We start from the raw sequence: 19329 nt of genomic DNA on the forward strand, positions 1-19329 counted from the left end.
AAGCATCATTTTGTCAATGTAAAAACTTTTCAAAATATTGAAATAAGGAATAAAAACCTTACATAAGTAAATGGTGGTAAATTTGAGGGTAATTCTTAATTTGAATTACAAGTTTACGATTTTTCTACTAAGACTTTGCCTATTTCCTCTACAAATATTACTTAAAATGTAAAAGTTGTTAAAAAAAAGCAAAAATTTCTTTTTATAGTCCAATAAAGGTACGTATTTATCTAATGAAAAACAAATTTGCTACGGGGAATAGCAGGGAAATTTGTTTTTTAATTTGATGTTATCTAATTTTGTACCAAGTTTTACGTAAAACCAATCCATTGCCTATTGGCAAAACTGGGGTGCTACCCATAATGGGAGGCTGAGATTATACCCATAGAACCTGATGCGGATAATGCCGCCGTAGGAACATCATAATTATAAATGATGAATTAGCAAATTATGAATTTAATACATTCATAATTTATAATTCTTAATTCGTAATTAATTCTCTCGCCCTTCCATCATTGTAAATAGCCCAATAGTTTATTTATCAATTATTTAACTATTCACATTATTATTACAATGATGACAAAATCTTTTAATCACAATTCTAAAAAGGAATACGAGTTGCTAACTCGTATAACCACTGACTTAGAAAGTTGGAATCCAAATAATAGTTTCTCCATGAGAAATGACAGCTTTGTAGGAAAAGAAAGCGATGTATTAGCTTTGCGAGTGAAAACACACGCAAAGGCGAAGAAAACGCATAGAAACAGGAAGAATAAAAGTGTATTAAGTTCCGTTAGGAACGACCGCTTTGTAGAAAAAAAAGGGATTACAAAGATTTCATGCCTAATGGCATTATTTTTTCTTTTCTTTACCTTCTCTGCCTATGCACAATTTAGTATTTCGGGAAAAGTAATTTCAGAGGAAGATAAACAAAGTATGCCCGCTGTAAATATCCTCATCAAAGGAACAAGTAAAGGCACGGTAACAGATGCAGAAGGAAAGTACAAGTTAGAAGTTGCCAAAGGAGAATATACCTTAGTATTTTCTCATGTAGGTTTCAAGCATCAAGAAAAGATAGTAAAAGTCATAGAGAAGGATATTTTTTTAGAGGTAAAAATGCAAGTAGATACACACATAGACCAGTTTGGCTCTGCGTATGTCTATGGCACGCGCTATTACCCAATTACTAATCAAGTCATAGAAAAACAAGAACTGCAAAAACAAAATTTGGGTCAAGACCTGCCTATTTTGCTCAATTTTACGCCATCCATAGTTACAACGTCTGATGCAGGGGCAGGCGTGGGCTATACAGGCATGAGAATCAGAGGAAGCGACCCTACGCGCATCAATGTTACTATCAACGGAATTCCACTCAACGATTCGGAATCTCAAGGTGTTTTTTGGGTGAATATGCCCGATTTTGCCAGCAGTGTCAGCAGTTTGCAGATTCAGCGAGGCGTAGGGACTTCTACCAATGGAGGCAGTGCTTTCGGGGCAAGCGTAAATATTTCTACCGATGCACCCTCTACGGAAGCGAGTGCAGAGATGAATAATGCTTATGGTTCTTTCAATACTTGGAAGCACAACGGCATTTTTAATACAGGCAAAATTGGAAACTTCCGAATGATGGGACGTTTGTCCAAAATCACCTCTGATGGATTCATTGACAGGGCTTTTTCTGATTTGAAATCTTTTTATCTTTCAGGGGTTTACGATTTGAATAAGGGGAGTATTACTGCCAATGTATTCTCTGGGCAGGAACGTACCTACCAAGCATGGAACGGTGTGCCAGAGGAAATTTTGCGACAAGGCAATCGCACTTACAACGAACTTACCTACGAGAACGAAATAGACAACTATCAGCAAGACCACTACCAACTTATTTATAATCAGGATATTGGTAGCCGTTGGAAACTCAATACCGCTTTGCACTACACCAAAGGCAGAGGCTACTTTGAGCAGTACAGAGAAGATGAAAAACTAAACAGATATGGTTTAGATGAGGTGAAAATTGGTTCTGAAACTATTAAAAATACAGATTTGATTCGCCGCCGTTGGTTAGATAACGATTTTTACGGTTGGACATATTTCTTGAACTATAAGAGCGAAAAATCCTTATTGGGAAGTCCTGTATTAGATTTCCAAGCTGGTGGAGCATGGAACAAGTACGAAGGCAAGCATTTTGGCGAGGTAATTTGGGCAAGATTTGCTAGCAATGGAAACATCAGGCATCGCTACTATGACAACGATGCTACCAAAACCGATTTCAACACCTTTGCCAAAGCTAATTATCAATTTGTGGAAAACTTATTTGGCTTTGTAGATTTGCAAGTAAGGACGATTAGTTATTCTTTCTTAGGCTTTGATAATGAGCAAAGGAATGTTACTCAGACGGCTAATTTTACTTTCTTTAATCCTAAGTTTGGTGCGAGATACCTACTTGATAATCACGAATTTTACGCTTCTTACTCTGTGGGGAATAGAGAACCCAATCGCGATGACTTTACCCAATCTACCCCACAAAGCCGTCCTAAGCACGAAACCTTACAAAACTTAGAAGTGGGATACAGTGCCGCTTTCTCAAAGTTCTCATTTACAGCTAACTATTATTACATGAACTACAAAAATCAGCTGGTGCTGACGGGGCAAATCAATGACGTAGGGGCGTATATTCGCAGTAACATAGATAAAAGTTACCGCATGGGCATAGAATTGGTAGGGGGCTGGCAGATAGCAGACAAAGTAAAATGGGAAGCGAATATGACTTTGAGCCGTAATAAAATCCAAAACTTCAATGAGTTTTTGGATAATTACGATACAGGCGAGCAGGAAAAAATTGCTTACTCAAATACAGACATTGCCTTTTCTCCTTCGGTGATTGCTGGTTCAAGTCTGAATATCAACCTGTTCAGAGATTTTAATGTGGCAATTTTGAGCAAGTATGTAGGCAGACAATATTTGGACAATACGCAGAATGAAAGCAGGAAGCTAAATCCTTATTTTACTAACGATATTCGCTTGTCTTACAATTTTGATATGCCAAAATTTGCTAAAAATGTAGGGATAGCTGTCTTACTGAATAATATTTTTAATACTTTGTATGAGTCCAATGGCTATACCTTTGGCTACATCTATGAGAATCAAACTATTCGCCAGAATTATTATTATCCCCAAGCAGGGTTTAACTTCTTGATGCAGTTGAGTTTGAGATTCTGATAAGTTACAGTAATAGGGTATCAGACTTTTATCAGTTTAGATACCCTATTCTCCAGCCTCATACGTTAAAGATTCATAAAAGCATTTTTTATTCAAATATTCCTGTAAATTTGTTTTTCACACTATTATTTTAAGTCCGATGCCCATTGATTTAAGCAAAGTCAAAGAATACAGCAATATAGAAATGCTTGCTAAGCAAATGGTGGAAGGTTTCATCACGGGTTTGCATAAGTCCCCTTATCATGGCTTTTCTGTGGAGTTTGCGGAACATCGCCTCTACAATACAGGCGAAAGCACTCGTCATATAGATTGGAAAGTGTATGCCAAAACTGACCGCCTCTATACCAAACGCTACGAGGAGGAAACCAACCTAAGATGTCAGATTCTTATAGACAACTCATCTTCTATGTATTATCCTGAAAAAACGTATGGCAAAATTCGCTTCAGTATCATGGCGGCAGCTTGCCTTGCTTATATGCTTCAAAAACAAAGAGATGCAGTAGGAATCTCGACTTTTTCCGAAGAGATAGAATGGCAGTCGCCTGTCAAATCTACTCCTTCGCATATCCATAATCTCTTTGTCAAACTCCAACAACTGTTTGAGCAAGTACCTCAATACAAAAAAACCTCTGCCGCTCAGGTAATTCATCAAATTGCTGATAAAATTCATAAGCGTTCTTTGGTAATTATTTTTAGTGATATGCTGGAGAATACTTCACAACAAGAAGAATTATTTTCTGCTTTGCAGCACCTCAAACACAATCAGCACGAAGTACTGCTTTTCCATGTCGTAGATGAAAAAACAGAACTCAACTTTGAGTTTGCTGAGCGACCTTACGAATTTATAGACTTAGAAACCAATGAAAAGGTAAAAATCCACCCTAACCAAATCAAAGAATATTACAAAGAAAACATTGTCAATAAATTCCAACGCCTTAAACTCAGGTGTGGTCAGTACAAAATAGACTTCATAGAGGCAGACATCGGTAAAAGTATAGACCAAATTCTTTTGCCTTACTTAATCAAAAGACAAAAAATGAAGTAAGATTAATGCATCATTTTTTATACTTATTTTGGCAATCCAACATATTCAGTAGCAGGAAGTACCTGCCCACTTACCTCCCCAAAACCTACTCTGATATGGTCTTTTTGGGCATAGCCACGCATAATGACCGTATCGTAATCATGGAGAAATTTGCGTTCTGTTCCGTCAGGCATAGGAATAGGGTTTGCGCCTCGCCAAGTAAGCTCGAGCATAGAACCGAAACTTTCTTTTTCCTTACCACTAATCGTCCCAGAAGCACATATATCCCCAACGTTTACATTGCAACCATTGACGGTATGGTGGGCTAACTGTTGGCACATATTCCAATACAAGTATCTAAAATTGGACTGACAGACTATTTTTTCTTGGCTATTTTGAGCTTGGATAGCTACTTCTAAGTGAATATCATAGTTTTTTTGTCCTTCAAACTTCAAATACGGCAGTACCTCGGGGCTTTGCTTGGGAGATTCAATCCTAAACGGCTCTAATGTCTCTAAGGGAACAATCCAAGGGGAGATAGAAGAAGCAAAGTTTTTACCCAAAAAAGGACCCAGAGGTACGTATTCCCAAGATTGAATATCGCGAGCAGACCAATCGTTAAAAAGTACCAAACCAAAAATATAATCCTCTGCTTCTGAGGTGCTTATTCTTTGCCCTAATGGAGTAGATTTTCCGATAATAAAAGCCATTTCCAACTCAAAATCAAGCATTTGAGAGGGTTTAAACAAAGGCATATTTTGGTCAGCAGGTTTTATCTGCCCCCAAGGGCGATGAAAAGCCGTACCAGAAACTACAATCGAGGATGCTCTTCCATGATAACCTACGGGCAGATGTTTCCAGTTAGGCAAAAGGGCATTAGCAGGGTCGCGAAACATTTTTCCTACATTGGTAGCGTGTTCTTCACTGGAGTAAAAATCTGTGTAATCTCCTATTCGCACAGGCAAGTGCATAGTAGCCTCTTTTGTAGGTATTAGTATTTTATCTGCTTGATTTTTAAGTTCTTCATTACCCAATAGCAATAATTCTGTAATCCTTGCCCTAAGTTGTTGGTGGATATGTTTCCCTAAACTGATATAATCATTAAGTGCCTCTTTTTCAAAAACTTGTATATCAAAAGCAAGGGTATCAAGCAAACCTGCATAAGCCAATGCGCTCAAATCAATGACGTAATCTCCTATTCTTATGCCAGCCCTTTTTTGAGGGTTGTCAGAAGAACCAAAAATGCCATAAGGCAGGTTATATATACTAAAATCAGTATCATTAGGAATTTCTAACCAAGTTTTAAGCGGTTTTTCTTGTAAATTTGGCATACAAAACGAAGTTTATTGGTTTATATTCACCTCTGACAAGTTTCGTAAATCTGTCAGAAGTAAAAAATTGATAATAATACTTTTTCACTCAAATAAATTCACAAACTAATTTTGTTTGGGTATAAATAAATACACCTGCAAAAATGCTATTTTTTTGGGAAAAACTAATGTTAAAGCAATCGCGATAGAGAAAGTAAACTTGTCGGTTTGCAAAAAATGACCGAGCAAGCCTTCTATATTTAAAACCTGTAGTATATTTTTGTGAGAATGTGTATTTTTACAAAATTACTCCATACAATTTCATACCTAACTTTACAACTAATTAAACTTAAATCAAAATTAGCTTATGGAAAAACAAATGAATAACTCAGAGGAAAAGCAAAATCCTCTGCTCTTTCTCACAGAGGATAATAGCAATAGTGAGATACAAGATGCCAAAATGAACTCGATAGAAGATGAGGAAGGAGATATTTATGACAACTATGATGCGTATGATGCTGAGGAAGAGAAGTAAAATGATAAAGTAAGCTAATTGAGTTAAATAAAGTTTAGCAAAAAAAATTTTTTGTTTAACTTTGCAGTTTAAATTATTTTTAAGCAGAAGACTCAGCGAGTCAAATAAAATATATGAGATTTGACAAAAAATTACCTATCATCTACAAGACAGCAAAAGAGATAGAAGCAATCAGGGAAAGTGCATTGTTGGTTTCCAAAACCTTAGGCTTGATAGCAAGTGAGATAAGACCGGGAATTACTACGGAGTACTTAGATAAGTTAGCAGAAGAATTTATCAGAGATAATCACGGCATACCCGCCTTCAAAGGACATCCGAGTGGGTCTGATGCACCTCCTTTCCCCGGAACCCTCTGCCTGTCAGTGAATAGTGAGATAGTACACGGGATTCCAAGCAAGAGAGAACTCAGAGATGGTGATGTGCTTTCAGTAGATTGCGGAGTTATTAAAAATGATTTTTATGGTGACCATGCTTATACTTTTCCTGTTGGGGAGGTGAAACCTGAGGTGATGAAACTACTCAAAGTTACCAAAGAATGTTTGTACTTAGGTATAGAGCAAATGCAAGTAGGAAAAAGAGTGGGTGATATTAGCTATGCTATCCAACAACACGCTGAGAAAAATGGCTTTACCATCGTAAGAGAGTTAGTAGGGCATGGGGTAGGGAAGATGCTTCACGAAGGTCCTGAGGTACCTAATTTTGGGAAGCGAGGAACGGGTCCCGTCTTACAGAATGGAGTAGTGTTAGCAATAGAGCCTATGATAAACTTAGGGAAGAAAGATGTCAAGCAACTGGCTGACGGCTGGACAATAGTAGCGGCTGACGGTAAGCCATCAGCTCATTTTGAGCATGACATCGCTATCATCAACGGGAAGGCACAGATACTTTCTACCTTTGATTATATAGATGCCGCTTTAGAGAAAAATAGGAATGCTGTGGCGATTTAAAAGCAGATAAACGATACGCAGAACTTTTTACATACTCATAGTAGATTCTCTACGGCGCATTTTACCTGCGGGGATACCAAACATCATCTTGAAACGGCGACAAAAATAAGCAGTATCTTTATAACCTACTTCATTGCCTATTGCTCTGATGCTTTTCTTGGTGGTGCGCAGAAGATTTACTGCTGCTTCCATGCGTTGATATTCTATGTAGTCTTGGGGATTGATGCCTGTCATCATCTTAAAGTATTGACCTACATAGTCTTCTGATACGTTGGCAACATTTGCCAATACTTTATTAGATAGGTCATCACTAAGATTTTCTTTGATAAAAGAGAAAATATCTATTAGGCGTGGGTCTTTGAAATAGGTGCTATTGGTCGCCAATTTCTCAACAAACAACTGATTTTTGAGAATATACCTAATGATTTCTATAACGATTTGGTCGGTATAAATCGCCACTACGCGATTCTTGCCCGCATATTCATGATGAGTTTCTTCTACAATGTCTTTGACTAAATTGGCTAATTTATGGTATCTAATAATGAATGGAGGTACGTCCAAAGAGGTAAAAAGACTAACAGAATCAAAAACTTTTGCATCAAAAGTGATATAAGAAAAATAATCTGCACTGTTATTTTCTGCTTTTTTCCTAAGATATTTTTCTCTACTTGTGATAAAGTCCTCATTGCTAATAGTATGCACCGTAGGGCTATTGCTTCCATAGGTAACAGACACCATCTTCCCTGCGGGAAGAAATAAAAGCTCTCCCTCATTGACTTTTTCATTCTCAGCCCCAAATGCCATTGTCCCTTTGTTGAGTAAGATTAAGGTATTTTCTACATCATAAGCATTAGCCACTTTTACTGGGTGTACAATTTCTAATTCCTTTGCTTTGATGAACCTAACACTAAGAGATTCAATAACCCTGTTGTAGTCCTCCATGATTTTTAAGCATTATTTTAAGAATTAATAGATTTGGTATGTAAGGGTATTTATTATTTTTCTAAGTTTTTGTATAACAAATCTAATAGAATAATACTTAATATTCAAAAATTAAATCTAAAAATTATTCAAAAATTTTTTGCAATTGAAAATAGCACATTTCAAAGATTATAAAACCAGCTTAGAGGACATAAAGAAAAGTAAATGATTACCTTCCAATAATAATCTCTTGTGTTTCAACAATATTACTTTTATTCAAAGCCCTATCTACTACCTGCACGTCAAACTTAACAGTATCATTTCGAGAAATGCTGGGCGTGTAAGCATTGCTAAAAACATAAAAAAATACAAAGCTATACTTTAAAGTCCCCTCAATGGCAGATTTTCTTGAACCATTTAATCTTGGATAGCGACCATTTAGAGTAAATGATGGCTCAACAAACCTCACAGGTACATAGCTTCCTCTTACTTTTTTATAAATATTCAGGAAATAATTATTATAAAACTGATTGGGTTGCCCACTTACGAGGCGTTGGAAAGGAGGCATCGTATCAGTAGAGGAAAGCCCCATGTCCCCGTCCCCGTCTTGGTAGGCAATCGTAATAATGACCGAGTCAGAGCCATTATTGATAGGCACATTTCTAATAGACTCAAATGCAATCGCTGGTGTATCAGCATAATTAGGCTCTTTGAAACAAGCTGTCGCCAAAAGGCTTAGAAAACAAAGTAAAATAATTATTTTTGTGGTATTCATCATTACTGAAAGTTAAATTTATTTAAGCTATTGCCCAAGGCAATCCCTATTTAATTTTACTGAATGTATATTCAAAAAAAGAAATAATAGTCAAAGTGAAACTTGGAACAGAAATAAATACAACGCAATTTACGAAAAATTTTAAAAATGCACTCTTCAGAATTACACCTTCCAATTTTGAACAGTATGCACTCCAAGCATTTTATTTCCAAGCTACCTATAATTCCGTCTATCGTGCTTACCTCGCCGCTTTATCTATTGACAAAAATCAGGTAAAAAAGTTATCAGAAATTCCTTTTTTACCGATAGATTTTTTCAAAACGCACCAAGTCCTCAGTCATCATGCTCCCGTAGAAACTATTTTTGAGAGCAGTGGTATTACTGGAATGCAAAATAGTAAGCATTACCTCTTAGACGGCAATTTTTACCAAAACGTTGCGAGAACTATTTTTGAAGCTAATTATGGAAAATTAGCTGATTATCAGTTTTTTGCTTTATTACCCTCTTATATAGAGCGGGCTAATTCTTCTTTGGTTTACATGGTAAAAAGTTTTATAGAAAGCAGTAAAAAAGCAAATGAGCAAGGAGAAAACTTCTCTGGTTTTTATTTAAAACATACACAAGAAATGATAGACTGTCTAAGAAAATTACAAGAAAAAAAACAAAAAGCTATCTTGATTGGTGTAACTTTTGCGTTATTAGATTTTGCAGAGCATTATTCTATGGACTTATCTCATGTAGTTATCATGGAAACAGGAGGAATGAAGGGAAGAAGAAAAGAAATGATTAGGGAGGAGGTGCATCAGATACTCAAAGAGGCATTCAATGTTAAACAAATTCATTCAGAGTATGGCATGACGGAGTTACTTTCGCAGGCTTATGCTATAAAGGATGGGATTTTCCGATGTCCTCCTTTTATGAAAGTACTTTTGCGTGATGTGAATGACCCTTTTGAGGTAGGAGGACATGTGAAAAATGGGGGAATCAATGTGATAGACTTAGCAAATATAGATTCTTGTGCTTTTATAGAAACAAAAGATTTGGGAACTTTGATAGACCATGAACATTTTAAAGTGTTAGGGCGTTATGACAATGCAGACGTAAGAGGGTGCAATTTGATGATAGTTTGAAAAGCTCGTCGTTTTTAGTTTCTGGTCTTTACAATAACAATCCAAACATTTAATATCTAACATCTAAATATCATTACATAACTCATAACTCATTATTTCTCATGAAAAATAGAATTTTAGTAGCTATTGCTGCACTTTGTTTATTAGGAGCAACTTCTTGTGCCTATAAAACTTGCCCAACTTACTCAAAGGTTTCAAAACCCACAACAAGCAAGATAGTAAAGGTATAATTTTCACAAAGCCCACTCAAAAGATTGTAGTGGGCTTTTCTATCTAAAGATTCCTGCCCTGTTCCAATTTGTAAAACCAAGCAAGAAAAATCAAACCAACTACCTATATTTGACTAATGTAATGATGAACTGTAAAAATTGTAATAGCGAGGTAGCCCAGAACTTTTGCCCTAATTGTGGGCAAGCGGCAAATCCTGCGAGAATCGATGGACTCTACATCTTGAGTGAAATCGGGAAAGTATTTCAGTTGGAAAAAGGTATTTTTTACACCATTCGCGAACTTATTATGCGTCCTGGTCGCAGTATTAGGGATTTTCTTGCAGGAAACAGAGATAAACTCATCAAGCCACTCACTTTTGTTATTGTTACATCTGTTATTTATTCATTATTCAATCGTCTCACCCACTTTGAGGATAAGTATATAGCAGATATGGGATTAGAACAGACGGAAGCGGTATCGGTTATGAGATTTATACAAGGAAACTATGAATATGCAAATATATTAGCAGGCTTTTTTATAGCATTCTGGAACAAGCTGTTGTTCAGAAAGTATCAGTTCAATTTTTTTGAAATTTTGATACTCTGTTGTTATGTAGTCGGTATGTTTATGTTGATTTATTTTGTTTTTGCTGTCCTTCAAGTATTAATGAAGTTTAATTTTATAGAAGTTGCAACGGTAATAGGTGCATTTTATAGCACTTGGGCTATGGGACAGTTTTTCGATGGCAAAAGGATAGTAAATTATGTAAAAGCATTTTTTGCCTATATTTTGGGCTTTATTGCTTTCATAGTAGCAGCATCAATCGTTGGAGTAATTATTTTTATCCTTTTCAAACCTTAAAGCAAGGGAAAAATAAATCACTATCTTCTTGCTTTGTTGGCGTTAAAGGCAATGAGCAACACTAATTAGAATGTTATGCAAGCAAAATACTGACGTCAGGAAGGTGATTTGACAGGAAAGATGAAGCACTAATTTGATAAGTACAGGAGATGAAGTTTTTATTGACGGCAACAAAAAAATTAAAAAATGTTTTGGAAATAAAAATCAGTATCGTATCTTTGCACCGCAATTCAATGAAATAAAAACTGTTCCATGGTGTAATTGGCAACACGTCTGATTTTGGTTCAGAAGAGTTCTGGTTCGACCCCAGATGGAACAACTAAAAGCATCAATCCTGAACGTAGTTTCAGGATTCTTTATTTATAAACCATAGCATCATGTCATCAGTAAGGTTGTATGCAGGCTCGGCAACTGCAGAACTTGGGGAAAAAATAGCTCATTCTTACGGAAAGCCATTAGGTTCAGTCGAATTGAATAGGTTTAGCGATGGAGAAATTTCTGTTGCTTTTACCGAATCTATTAGAGGGGAACACGTTTTTCTGATTCAATCTACCTGTCCTCCCGCTGACAATCTTATGGAACTGATGTTGATGATAGATGCAGCAAAAAGGGCTTCTGCCGAATACGTGAATGTAGTGATTCCTTATTTTGGTTATGCACGCCAAGACCGCAAAGACCGTCCAAGAGTGAGTATTGCCGCTAAGTTGGTAGCAAATATTATCTCTGCGGCGGGAGCAAGCAGGGTAATTACTTGCGACTTGCACGCAGGACAAATTCAAGGCTTTTTTGATATTCCTGTCGACCACTTGAATGGCATTACTATTTTTGCTCCATACATCAAGCAACTCAAAATTACACCTACTTTTGCCGCCCCTGATGTAGGTGGGGTAAGCAGGGCAAGAATGTATGCGAGCTATTTTAATGCGGATTTGGTAATATGCGACAAGCACAGGAAAAGAGCTAATGAGGTGGCTTCTATGCAGGTAATTGGAGATGTAGAAGGAGCAGATGTCATCTTAGTAGATGATATGATAGATACTGCAGGAACGATTTGCAGGGCAGCTGACATCTTGAAAGAAAAAGGTGCAAAAAGCGTAAGGGCAATTTGCACTCATGCGATTCTCTCTGGTAATGCGATAAACAATATTGCTAATTCTGCATTAGAAGAAGTAGCTGTTACGGATACTATTCCCCCCAAAGGCGATTTTGAGAAAATCAAAGTACTTTCAGTAGCAGATATGTTCGCAAGGGCTATCAGGAAAATCAATGACCAAGAATCTATTAGCACTTTGTTTATATAAGGCTAAATAAAGATAATTGATGACTGAGGAGTTGTTTTTAAATAATTTTGAGGCATCAAGTTTTCAATTTTCTTTTTTACAATTAATATTTTTATTCAAATGGAAAAATTAGAGATTATAGGGTATAAAAGAGCAAATCTCGGAAAAGCAAACGCAAGAGAATTGCGTAAGGAGGCGATGGTGCCTGCGGTAGTTTATGGTGGCAAACAACACATACACTGTGTTATCCCCATGATTATGTTTAAAAAATTGGTTTATACGCCAGAAGTATATGAGGTAGAGCTGAACATTGAGGGAGATATTTATAGATGTATCTTGCAAGACATCCAGTTCCACCCAGTCAATGAGATTATATTACACGCTGACTTTTTGGAATTAGATGAGAATAAGCCTGTAAAGTTGGAAGTGCCTTTGCGTTTGGTAGGTTCTGCTCCCGGCGTGCAAAAAGGGGGTAAACTTTTCCAAAAAATAGAAAGAGTAAAAGTAAAAGCCTTGCCAAAGAACTTACCTTCTCAAGTAACGGTAGATGTTTCTGGCTTAGACTTAGGCAAATCTGTAAGAATTTCTGATGCTAAGGCAGAGGGTTTTGAAATATTGACTAACCCTGCGGTAACAGTCGCTACGGTAACTGTTCCAAGAGAACTCAAAGGAAAAACTAACGAGGCATAGTTTGTCCGTTAGATATTTCCAAAGTGCTAAACTTGAAAGTCCTAAACTTGGAAAAAGTTTAGGACTTTTTTGATAAAATAGTGCCTGACTTAGAAAGTCAGACCTACATCTAATGCAGTTTCAGTTCTCTATCAACTTCAAAAACACTTTCTTTGCCTCTCCTCCAAACAAAGCCTCCTCCGCTTTTTCTTTTGCTTCTTCCATAGTTAGTTTGGGTTGTGCAGTTTTCAAAGCAATAGTTGCATTGGCAATTACTACCTCGTTTTGTGCGTTTGACCCCTCGCCGCTTAAGACTTTTTCCACAATTTTTGCTGCTTCCTCTACGGTTTCTCCTCCATACAAGTCCTTAGGGGTATATTGGTGCATCGCCAAATCTCTGGGGTGTAAAATTCTTTCTCCCTCATTCCCAATTACTTTAAAATTCCCTGTCAGCGAAATCTCATCATAGCCATCTAAGGAGTGAACAATCGCATAGTTTTTATTCAATCCCTGATACAAATAACCGTACAAACGAGCCAATTCTAAGCTAAAAACGCCCACAAACTGATTATTGGGATTGGCAGGATTGACCATAGGTCCCAGCATATTGAAAAAGGTTTTTACACCTAATTCCTTGCGAACAGGGGCTACGTTCTTCATAGCAGGGTGGAACAGAGGAGCGTGGAGAAAGCAAATATTACAAGTTTCTAACTTTCTGATTAGAAAATCTTTATCATTGGTAAAATTGTATCCAAAATACTGTAAGACATTAGAAGAACCTGAAACTGAGGATACACCATAGTTTCCATGCTTGACGACCATCTGCCCTGCCCCTGCGACTACAAAACTTGTTATCGTACTGATATTGAAGGAATCTTTGGCATCGCCGCCTGTCCCGCAAACATCAATCGTATTATAAGCACTCACATCGAGGGGAATACACAACTCCATCATCGCCTCGCGGAAGCCACTGAGTTCCTCCACCGTTACGCTACGCATCAGGAAAACAGTGATAAAAGAGGCTACTTGACTGTTGTTGTACTTTCCCTGAGCCAAGTTCATCAGCACTTCTTTGGAAATCTCCTTACTCAGCGTCTTGTATTCAAAAAGGTGATTTAAAATTTCTTTCATGTTGTTAGTTGTTTAACCAGTTGTAAATCATTTGTTTGCCATATTCTGTAATATAAGATTCTGGGTGAAACTGTACCCCTCTGACATCGTATTCTCTATGCCTTAGTGCCATGATGTTGCCATACTCATCTACTGCTGTAATTTGCAGACAATCAGGCAAATCATACGTATTGACTATCCAAGAGTGATAGCGGCAAGTAGCAATTTTTTCAGGAATATTTTGGAATAACTTTTCTTCTTTGTCCAAAATGCTGGTTTTGGTAGCTACTCCATGAAATACATCGCTGAGGTTGGTCAGGCTTCCCCCAAAAGCCTCTCCAATCGCTTGGTGTCCTAAACAAACTCCTAAAATACTTTTGCTTGGGCTGTATTTTTTTAATAAATCAGGCATAATACCTGCTTCCTCTGGTACGCCCGGACCGGGAGAAAGCAGGATTTTGTCATAGCCACCTACTTCCTCAAGACTAATCTTATCATTTCTGACTACCTCAGGCGAATGTCCTAACTCTTTGAGCAAGTGTACCAAATTATAAGTAAAAGAATCGTAATTGTCTAATACTAAGATTTTCATATAGTTATATAATTTATTTTAAAACAAAAAACGGCTTGCTGTTTCGCATGAACAGCAAGCCGTTTTAAAAGTATCTATTCTGATAACCTTATCCAATGGCTAACCACTCATGCAAGCGATGCTCACACCAAAAGTTGTTTCGCCAAGTAGATAAGATTTGATGGGTCATTTCTCTTAATTTTTTTCCCCAAAAAAAGCAAGTTTTTATGATTAGAACAAATTTTAAGAGAAAAATTTATTCTATGCCTCTTCCCGCTGCCCAGAGCAACTCAGCCTTTGCTTTGGCATATTTAAACTGTAACTCTATGAATTTGAGTTCTGCACTTAGAAAAGCGGTTTCCCGCGTATTGACTAAGAACAAAGAACTTTCCCCCAAAGTAAACCTTTCCTGTTCACCTGTGAGCAAAATTCGGTTGTTATTAACCATGCTTTCTTGGATTTTAAGCAAGTTTTCAAGATTTTTTAGCTCATTGTAAATCGCATTAATTTCGTTAAAAATTTCCCTATTGACCTGATTCCGTTCAAATTGGGTCTGTTGCAATTTAATGTTGGTCTGTTGTAATTTGGCTCTTTCTTTTCTCAACAACAAGGGAAAGTAAAAGTCAATGCCGTACTTATAATTGTTTCGGAAAAAAGCCCCTTGATTACTTTCATCAAACCATGGACTCTGCCCTAAAAAATTGTAATTCAGGTTTACCACAGGCTTAAGCATTTCTATTGCTAACCTTCGCCCTACAGCTAACTGCTTGATTTTGAAGTTAAGTTTTACTATTTCAGGGTGATTTTGGCGGGCAAAAGCCAAGAGTTCTTCTAAGCTCATTTTTATATCTACCTCGTTGAGGTTAGTGGTAGGCACGACATCGGGCTGCAATTCTATAGGGTTGCTCTGAGCGTCCCAAAGGTGATTGGACAAAATAAGGCGAGCATTAGTCAGTATTACTTCTGATTCCCTAAGAGCTACCTCCCTTTGTTGCACAATAATTTTTGCCTCTACAGAGTCTATGCCAGCCAAATCTCCCTGAATAATTCTGTCCACTACCGCCTCATAGCGTACTCTTGCCAATTCATACCCATTTTGATTGATTCGTAATTGGTGATAAGCCAAAAACCAAAACCAATAATCTTTGGTAGCTTGCAGAATCACCTTGTTGATGGTTTTGATTCTATCTGCTTCGGCAATTTCTTTGAAATACTGGGCTTCGCGGAGTGCAGCTCGTCTTTGGTCAAAGAGCATTCCTTGCAAAATAGGTATGCTGATGCCTGCATACGCCAAACCAGAGGAAGGTACGGTACTTGAAGGATTAAGATAAACACCGCTATTTCGCTCAAAACCAGCCTTAAAGTCCACTCCTAACCACGTAGGAATTTTTACTTCGGACTGCCAAGTGTTGAAGTATTGGGTATTTTTAAATTCTTTTGCTTCGAGAGTAGAATATAATTTGGGGTCAAAGTTTCCACGTGCCAAACGGATTTCTTGGCGACCAAACTCTGAAAGTAGATTTGCCTGCCTTACAATAGGATGCCCTATCAGCAGTTGGTCATAAAAGGCACTAATGGTAAATATTTTATCTTGACTATAAACGGGATAATAGGTAATACAAAAAAATATGAATACTATTAACTTCTTCATTTACAGATTTTTTATATAAAAAAAAATAGTTTTAAGTGGATTTTGCTTTGCAACAGCGTTTATTTGCTTACAAAATTATAAAACCATAAAGATAAAATATTGTTTAAACGCAAAGATTACTTCTTAGGTAGATGGGACACTGCCAATATCATACAAAAAATGTTCTTACTTTTTTCTTCATTTCCCTCCACCTTTCTTAACTTTATTACGTCAATGATACTAAAAAGTTCTTTGGAAATACGGCTATACATGAAAAGAATCCCCTGAATCTATCGCTTGCGCCTCGCAACCGCCTCACAGATTATGAGCAAAAAAATTCTCCCTTCATCATAGCCTAACTCACTCATTATTAACTCACAATTCATAACTAAAAAACGGATGAAAAAATTAAAAATGTACGCTACCTCAGTACGGGTACTGACAGCGATTTGCCTGTTGCTTCTTTCTGGCTTCGGCTGTGAGAAGGACTCCGAACCCTTCCCTGTGGACTTTGAGTATAGGCTACTTAACTCTAAAGGGGAAGTAACGACTACCTTCAAACAAGGGGAAGATATTACCTTTAGCTTTGTGATTATCAATAGAGACCCTACACTTAATGCACTTTACAATTTCAAGCCAGAAATTCTGCATAATGGCTTTTGCAAAGTTTATAAAATAGTAGAAGGAAAAGAATCATATATTGGTATGGCAGCTTGTTTAGAAGAGGCTTCTGTTACACTGGAGGGCGGATATCCCATAGGCGCAGTTAGATACCCTTATGAAATAAAGTATAATTGGCTTTATGCAGGTGATTATTGTGAGAATCCTAACAAAAGTCTTCCCAAGGGGCAATACAGAACAGGCTTTACTCAAACCTTCTATGAATCGAGAGGTAAACGCATGGTAGATTCCAAACACACAACTAAGACTTTTGAAATTTACTTTGAAGTAAAATAGTTAAAATCAATCATCTAAATTTTATGAAAAAGCTATTTATTTTCTCATTTATCTTACTTCTTGCTCACGGGCTATGTGCGCAAATAACAACAAAAAGGATTAAAAATCAGCAATTAAGTCAAAGAAAAATAACTGATAATCAGTTATTTACCCCCCCCACACAAATTGATTTAAAAAAAGAAATCAATCTCAATAAACTGCTCCAAGAAGACAAAGCAGATGGAGAGAAAGGCAGCCCCCCACGCTTTGGGGTCGCTTTTGAAACAGACTTAGGTCTTTCCAATGGCAGATGGACAGAAACCCTTAATGGCAGAGTTTGGCAATTACAAATCACTTCTAAAAAAGCCTATTCTCTCAACCTCCAGTTTGACCAATTCAAATTAGCAGAAGGTGCAGAGCTATTTATCTACAATGCAGAGAAAAGTATGGAAATAGGTCCTATTACTGCTCGTGAAAATAACAAAGCAGGTGTATTTGCTACGGATTTGATTCAAGGAGAAAGTATCATCTTAGAACTCTACGAACCCTTAGAAATCAAAGAAGCAAGCATATTACATATTAATAAGGTGATTCACGCTTACAAAGATATGTTTCAAGCCATGAGCGGGGGGTTTGGTCAGTCCAGTTCTTGTAATGTCAATATTAATTGCCCCGCGGGTAATAATTGGCAACAAGAATCGAATGCAGTAGCTATGCTTTTATTAGCTAATGGCGATAGATTCTGCTCAGGTGCATTAGTAAATAATGCAACTAATAACTGCCAAAACTTTGTTCCTAACCTATTAACTGCATTTCATTGTTTAGATAATAATGTCGATAATGTTTTGCAACAATGAGCAAGACCAAACCTTAAATTTTGTTTTCCGATTTAGATATAGAAGTCCCTCGTGCAATGGTGGAGATGGGACAAATTTTGTTTCTTTCACAGGGGCTAATTTTATAGCAGCTTCTAATCCTACAGATTTTGCGCTCTTACAACTTACTCAATCCCCCGAAGGCAGTACAGGCATTACCTACGCAGGTTGGTCGCGTAACAATCAGCCTACACCTAACTCGGCAGGTATTCACCACCCAAGAGGAGATGTCATGAAAATTTCTATTGATAATAATCCTGCCCAGATAGTTAATTGGCTTAATTCTATTAATACACATTGGAGAGTACAATTTGACCAAGGTACTGTAGAACCAAGTTCCTCTGGTTCTCCATTATTTGATAACAATAGAAGAATTGTTGGGCAATTACATGGAGACCAAAATAATCGAGGAGATTGTGGAACTTCACCCCTTCCTATGGCAGTATGCAGCTTATCCAACCTACCGCCACAGGACTTTCCTGCGGGACTTCTCAGAACATCATCTGTCGCAATACCACCCAGATTCGCTCCACAGGCGACGCAGGAGGTACCGTCTTGGTCAGAGTCCGCAACTGCTTAGGCTGGAGTGGGTGGAAACAGATACCAGTCTCTGCCGTCAATTGTTACGACATCTTTCCCTGTGGGCGAGTTGGGCAGTTCAGTATAGTAGCTAAGAAAAAAGACGACCAAACCAACTTGCTAACAGAGGCACTGGGGGAAAGGCTTGACTTTGAAGCAAAACTCTACGACCTCAATGGCAATGTAGTCAAAGAAGGCAAAAGCAAAGGCAAGCACCGTATAGACTGGGATACTTCAGACCTCAAAGAGGGACAGTATATTCTTCGCACTGAATTTAATGGCAAGGTCAGTAGCCAACACGTACTGGTAAACTCAGTTTGCTGTGGTGGAGGGGGATGCTAAGGTATTTATCTAAATTATTACCGTATTTATGGAACACGGATTTTTGTATAGTTCATCAGCGAACATCTATCTAATCTGTAAAATCCGTGTTCCATAATTATCGCCTAAGGAAGTAATCTATTTGCCCTATTGGTTATAAATAAGTAAGGTCTTTATTGTTTAAACGCAAAGATTACTTCTTAGGTAGGTTTTTTTCTATTTCATCTACCATATCTTTAGCTTCTTTTAGCCCGTATTTTCTTGTGTCGCAAAGCAATTTTACTGCGGCAATTTTTTGATTTTTAGATAGTAAACTTACTACCTTGTCATAGATTTCCTTATCCATAAAAGTTTGATTAAAATGAATGACTAAATAATGCAAATCGTTACATCTACAAACTTTATGCTCAGGTTTGCAAATGCCTCGAT

At 37.3% G+C, this 19329-nt stretch carries 19 protein-coding genes and 1 riboswitch; of the genes, 12 read left to right on the forward strand and 7 right to left on the reverse strand.

What is annotated here, in order from left to right; genetic code table 11:
- Window positions 1–336 precede the first annotated feature (336 nt).
- Window positions 337–436, forward strand: a riboswitch (TPP riboswitch).
- Window positions 437–573: 137 nt separating this feature from the next.
- Together BM141_RS01320 and BM141_RS01325 are read left to right on the forward strand one after the other, a co-directional pair.
- Window positions 574–3216, forward strand: a complete 2643-nt coding sequence (locus BM141_RS01320; RefSeq protein ID WP_245763956.1) for a TonB-dependent receptor — start codon at window positions 574–576, stop codon at window positions 3214–3216.
- Window positions 3217–3355: 139 nt separating this feature from the next.
- Window positions 3356–4261, forward strand: a complete 906-nt coding sequence (locus tag BM141_RS01325; RefSeq protein WP_091538704.1) for a DUF58 domain-containing protein — start codon at window positions 3356–3358, stop codon at window positions 4259–4261.
- Between the two features lie 23 nt (window positions 4262–4284).
- Here BM141_RS01325 and fahA read toward each other — a convergent pair whose 3' ends face one another.
- The gene (fahA, locus tag BM141_RS01330; protein ID WP_091538708.1) at window positions 4285–5571 is read right to left on the reverse strand and encodes a fumarylacetoacetase; all 1287 of its coding nucleotides are present in this window, start codon (window positions 5569–5571) and stop codon (window positions 4285–4287) included.
- Window positions 5572–5917: 346 nt separating this feature from the next.
- Here fahA and BM141_RS22740 point away from each other — a divergent pair, with 346 nt between their 5' ends.
- Together BM141_RS22740 and map are read left to right on the forward strand one after the other, a co-directional pair.
- Window positions 5918–6085 (forward strand): hypothetical protein, encoded by a 168-nt coding sequence (locus tag BM141_RS22740; RefSeq protein WP_177217226.1) that lies wholly within the window; start codon window positions 5918–5920, stop codon window positions 6083–6085.
- A gap of 113 nt (window positions 6086–6198) precedes the next feature.
- Window positions 6199–7032 carry a type I methionyl aminopeptidase gene (map, locus tag BM141_RS01335; RefSeq protein WP_091538711.1) on the forward strand — a complete coding sequence of 278 codons (834 nt, stop codon included), beginning with the start codon at window positions 6199–6201 and terminating at the stop codon, window positions 7030–7032.
- Window positions 7033–7059: 27 nt separating this feature from the next.
- On the opposite strand, the gene BM141_RS01340 is transcribed toward map, so the two are convergent.
- Window positions 7060–7974, reverse strand: a complete 915-nt coding sequence (locus BM141_RS01340; protein WP_091538715.1) for a helix-turn-helix domain-containing protein — start codon at window positions 7972–7974, stop codon at window positions 7060–7062.
- Between the two features lie 208 nt (window positions 7975–8182).
- Window positions 8183–8731 carry a hypothetical protein gene (locus BM141_RS01345; RefSeq protein ID WP_143090744.1) on the reverse strand — a complete coding sequence of 183 codons (549 nt, stop codon included), beginning with the start codon at window positions 8729–8731 and terminating at the stop codon, window positions 8183–8185.
- A gap of 92 nt (window positions 8732–8823) precedes the next feature.
- On the opposite strand from BM141_RS01345, the gene BM141_RS01350 reads away from it, so the two are divergent.
- From BM141_RS01350 to BM141_RS01370, 4 genes are all read left to right on the forward strand, one after another.
- Entirely contained in the window at window positions 8824–9858 is a 1035-nt protein-coding gene (locus BM141_RS01350) for a LuxE/PaaK family acyltransferase (protein ID WP_245763957.1), read from the forward strand.
- A gap of 351 nt (window positions 9859–10209) precedes the next feature.
- Window positions 10210–10929: a DUF3667 domain-containing protein gene (locus tag BM141_RS01355; RefSeq protein WP_221407613.1), complete on the forward strand. Its 720-nt coding sequence runs from the start codon at window positions 10210–10212 to the stop codon at window positions 10927–10929.
- A 377-nt stretch (window positions 10930–11306) separates the two neighbouring features.
- Window positions 11307–12230 carry a ribose-phosphate pyrophosphokinase gene (locus tag BM141_RS01365; RefSeq protein ID WP_091538726.1) on the forward strand — a complete coding sequence of 308 codons (924 nt, stop codon included), beginning with the start codon at window positions 11307–11309 and terminating at the stop codon, window positions 12228–12230.
- A 99-nt stretch (window positions 12231–12329) separates the two neighbouring features.
- On the forward strand, window positions 12330–12899 hold the full coding sequence (locus tag BM141_RS01370; RefSeq protein ID WP_091538730.1) for a 50S ribosomal protein L25/general stress protein Ctc: 570 nt from the start codon (window positions 12330–12332) through the stop codon (window positions 12897–12899).
- A 120-nt stretch (window positions 12900–13019) separates the two neighbouring features.
- Here the strand turns inward: BM141_RS01370 and trpD are convergent, their stop codons facing one another.
- From trpD to BM141_RS01385, 3 genes are all read right to left on the reverse strand, one after another.
- Complete coding sequence (trpD, locus tag BM141_RS01375; protein WP_091538734.1) at window positions 13020–14009, reverse strand: anthranilate phosphoribosyltransferase; 990 nt, start codon at window positions 14007–14009, stop codon at window positions 13020–13022.
- Window positions 14010–14013: 4 nt separating this feature from the next.
- On the reverse strand, window positions 14014–14580 hold the full coding sequence (locus tag BM141_RS01380; protein ID WP_091538737.1) for an anthranilate synthase component II: 567 nt from the start codon (window positions 14578–14580) through the stop codon (window positions 14014–14016).
- Window positions 14581–14815: 235 nt separating this feature from the next.
- Complete coding sequence (locus BM141_RS01385) at window positions 14816–16210, reverse strand: TolC family protein (protein ID WP_091538740.1); 1395 nt, start codon at window positions 16208–16210, stop codon at window positions 14816–14818.
- 378 nt (window positions 16211–16588) lie between these two features.
- Between BM141_RS01385 and BM141_RS01390 the strand changes: the two genes are divergently transcribed.
- Genes BM141_RS01390 through BM141_RS01405 form a run of 4 tightly spaced genes read left to right on the forward strand, consistent with a single transcriptional unit; the run spans window position 16589 to window position 18921 of the window.
- Entirely contained in the window at window positions 16589–17146 is a 558-nt protein-coding gene (locus BM141_RS01390) for a hypothetical protein (protein ID WP_143090745.1), read from the forward strand.
- A 23-nt stretch (window positions 17147–17169) separates the two neighbouring features.
- Window positions 17170–17982, forward strand: coding sequence for a hypothetical protein (locus BM141_RS01395; protein WP_091538745.1), 813 nt, complete (start codon window positions 17170–17172; stop codon window positions 17980–17982).
- A complete protein-coding gene (locus tag BM141_RS23385; RefSeq protein ID WP_091538748.1) occupies window positions 17966–18580 on the forward strand; it encodes a trypsin-like serine peptidase in 615 nt (204 codons plus the stop codon). The genes BM141_RS01395 and BM141_RS23385 overlap by 17 nt, the downstream gene beginning before the upstream one ends.
- Window positions 18556–18921 carry a T9SS type A sorting domain-containing protein gene (locus BM141_RS01405; protein WP_091538751.1) on the forward strand — a complete coding sequence of 122 codons (366 nt, stop codon included), beginning with the start codon at window positions 18556–18558 and terminating at the stop codon, window positions 18919–18921. The genes BM141_RS23385 and BM141_RS01405 overlap by 25 nt, the downstream gene beginning before the upstream one ends.
- A 172-nt stretch (window positions 18922–19093) precedes the next feature.
- On the opposite strand, the gene BM141_RS22495 is transcribed toward BM141_RS01405, so the two are convergent.
- Window positions 19094–19246, reverse strand: a complete 153-nt coding sequence (locus BM141_RS22495) for a hypothetical protein (RefSeq protein ID WP_143090747.1) — start codon at window positions 19244–19246, stop codon at window positions 19094–19096.
- Between the last annotated feature and the right edge of the window lie 83 nt (window positions 19247–19329).

Origin of the sequence: Thermoflexibacter ruber (assembly GCF_900113045.1) — a bacterium.
Taxonomy (GTDB): Bacteria; Bacteroidota; Bacteroidia; order Cytophagales; family Thermoflexibacteraceae; genus Thermoflexibacter; species Thermoflexibacter ruber.

What these genes read in the sequence shown, in the direction of transcription:
- BM141_RS01320 (WP_245763956.1), top strand. Translation starts at nt 574, where the DNA reads ATGATGACAAAATCTTTTAATCACAATTCTAAAAAGGAATACGAGTTG.
- BM141_RS01325 (WP_091538704.1), top strand. Translation starts at nt 3,356, where the DNA reads ATGCCCATTGATTTAAGCAAAGTCAAAGAATACAGCAATATAGAAATG.
- fahA (WP_091538708.1), bottom strand. Translation starts at nt 5,571, where the DNA reads ATGCCAAATTTACAAGAAAAACCGCTTAAAACTTGGTTAGAAATTCCT.
- BM141_RS22740 (WP_177217226.1), top strand. Translation starts at nt 5,918, where the DNA reads ATGGAAAAACAAATGAATAACTCAGAGGAAAAGCAAAATCCTCTGCTC.
- map (WP_091538711.1), top strand. Translation starts at nt 6,199, where the DNA reads ATGAGATTTGACAAAAAATTACCTATCATCTACAAGACAGCAAAAGAG.
- BM141_RS01340 (WP_091538715.1), bottom strand. Translation starts at nt 7,974, where the DNA reads ATGGAGGACTACAACAGGGTTATTGAATCTCTTAGTGTTAGGTTCATC.
- BM141_RS01345 (WP_143090744.1), bottom strand. Translation starts at nt 8,731, where the DNA reads ATGATGAATACCACAAAAATAATTATTTTACTTTGTTTTCTAAGCCTT.
- BM141_RS01355 (WP_221407613.1), top strand. Translation starts at nt 10,210, where the DNA reads ATGATGAACTGTAAAAATTGTAATAGCGAGGTAGCCCAGAACTTTTGC.
- BM141_RS01365 (WP_091538726.1), top strand. Translation starts at nt 11,307, where the DNA reads ATGTCATCAGTAAGGTTGTATGCAGGCTCGGCAACTGCAGAACTTGGG.
- BM141_RS01370 (WP_091538730.1), top strand. Translation starts at nt 12,330, where the DNA reads ATGGAAAAATTAGAGATTATAGGGTATAAAAGAGCAAATCTCGGAAAA.
- trpD (WP_091538734.1), bottom strand. Translation starts at nt 14,009, where the DNA reads ATGAAAGAAATTTTAAATCACCTTTTTGAATACAAGACGCTGAGTAAG.
- BM141_RS01380 (WP_091538737.1), bottom strand. Translation starts at nt 14,580, where the DNA reads ATGAAAATCTTAGTATTAGACAATTACGATTCTTTTACTTATAATTTG.
- BM141_RS01385 (WP_091538740.1), bottom strand. Translation starts at nt 16,210, where the DNA reads ATGAAGAAGTTAATAGTATTCATATTTTTTTGTATTACCTATTATCCC.
- BM141_RS01390 (WP_143090745.1), top strand. Translation starts at nt 16,589, where the DNA reads ATGAAAAAATTAAAAATGTACGCTACCTCAGTACGGGTACTGACAGCG.
- BM141_RS01395 (WP_091538745.1), top strand. Translation starts at nt 17,170, where the DNA reads ATGAAAAAGCTATTTATTTTCTCATTTATCTTACTTCTTGCTCACGGG.
- BM141_RS23385 (WP_091538748.1), top strand. Translation starts at nt 17,966, where the DNA reads ATGTTTTGCAACAATGAGCAAGACCAAACCTTAAATTTTGTTTTCCGA.
- BM141_RS22495 (WP_143090747.1), bottom strand. Translation starts at nt 19,246, where the DNA reads ATGGATAAGGAAATCTATGACAAGGTAGTAAGTTTACTATCTAAAAAT.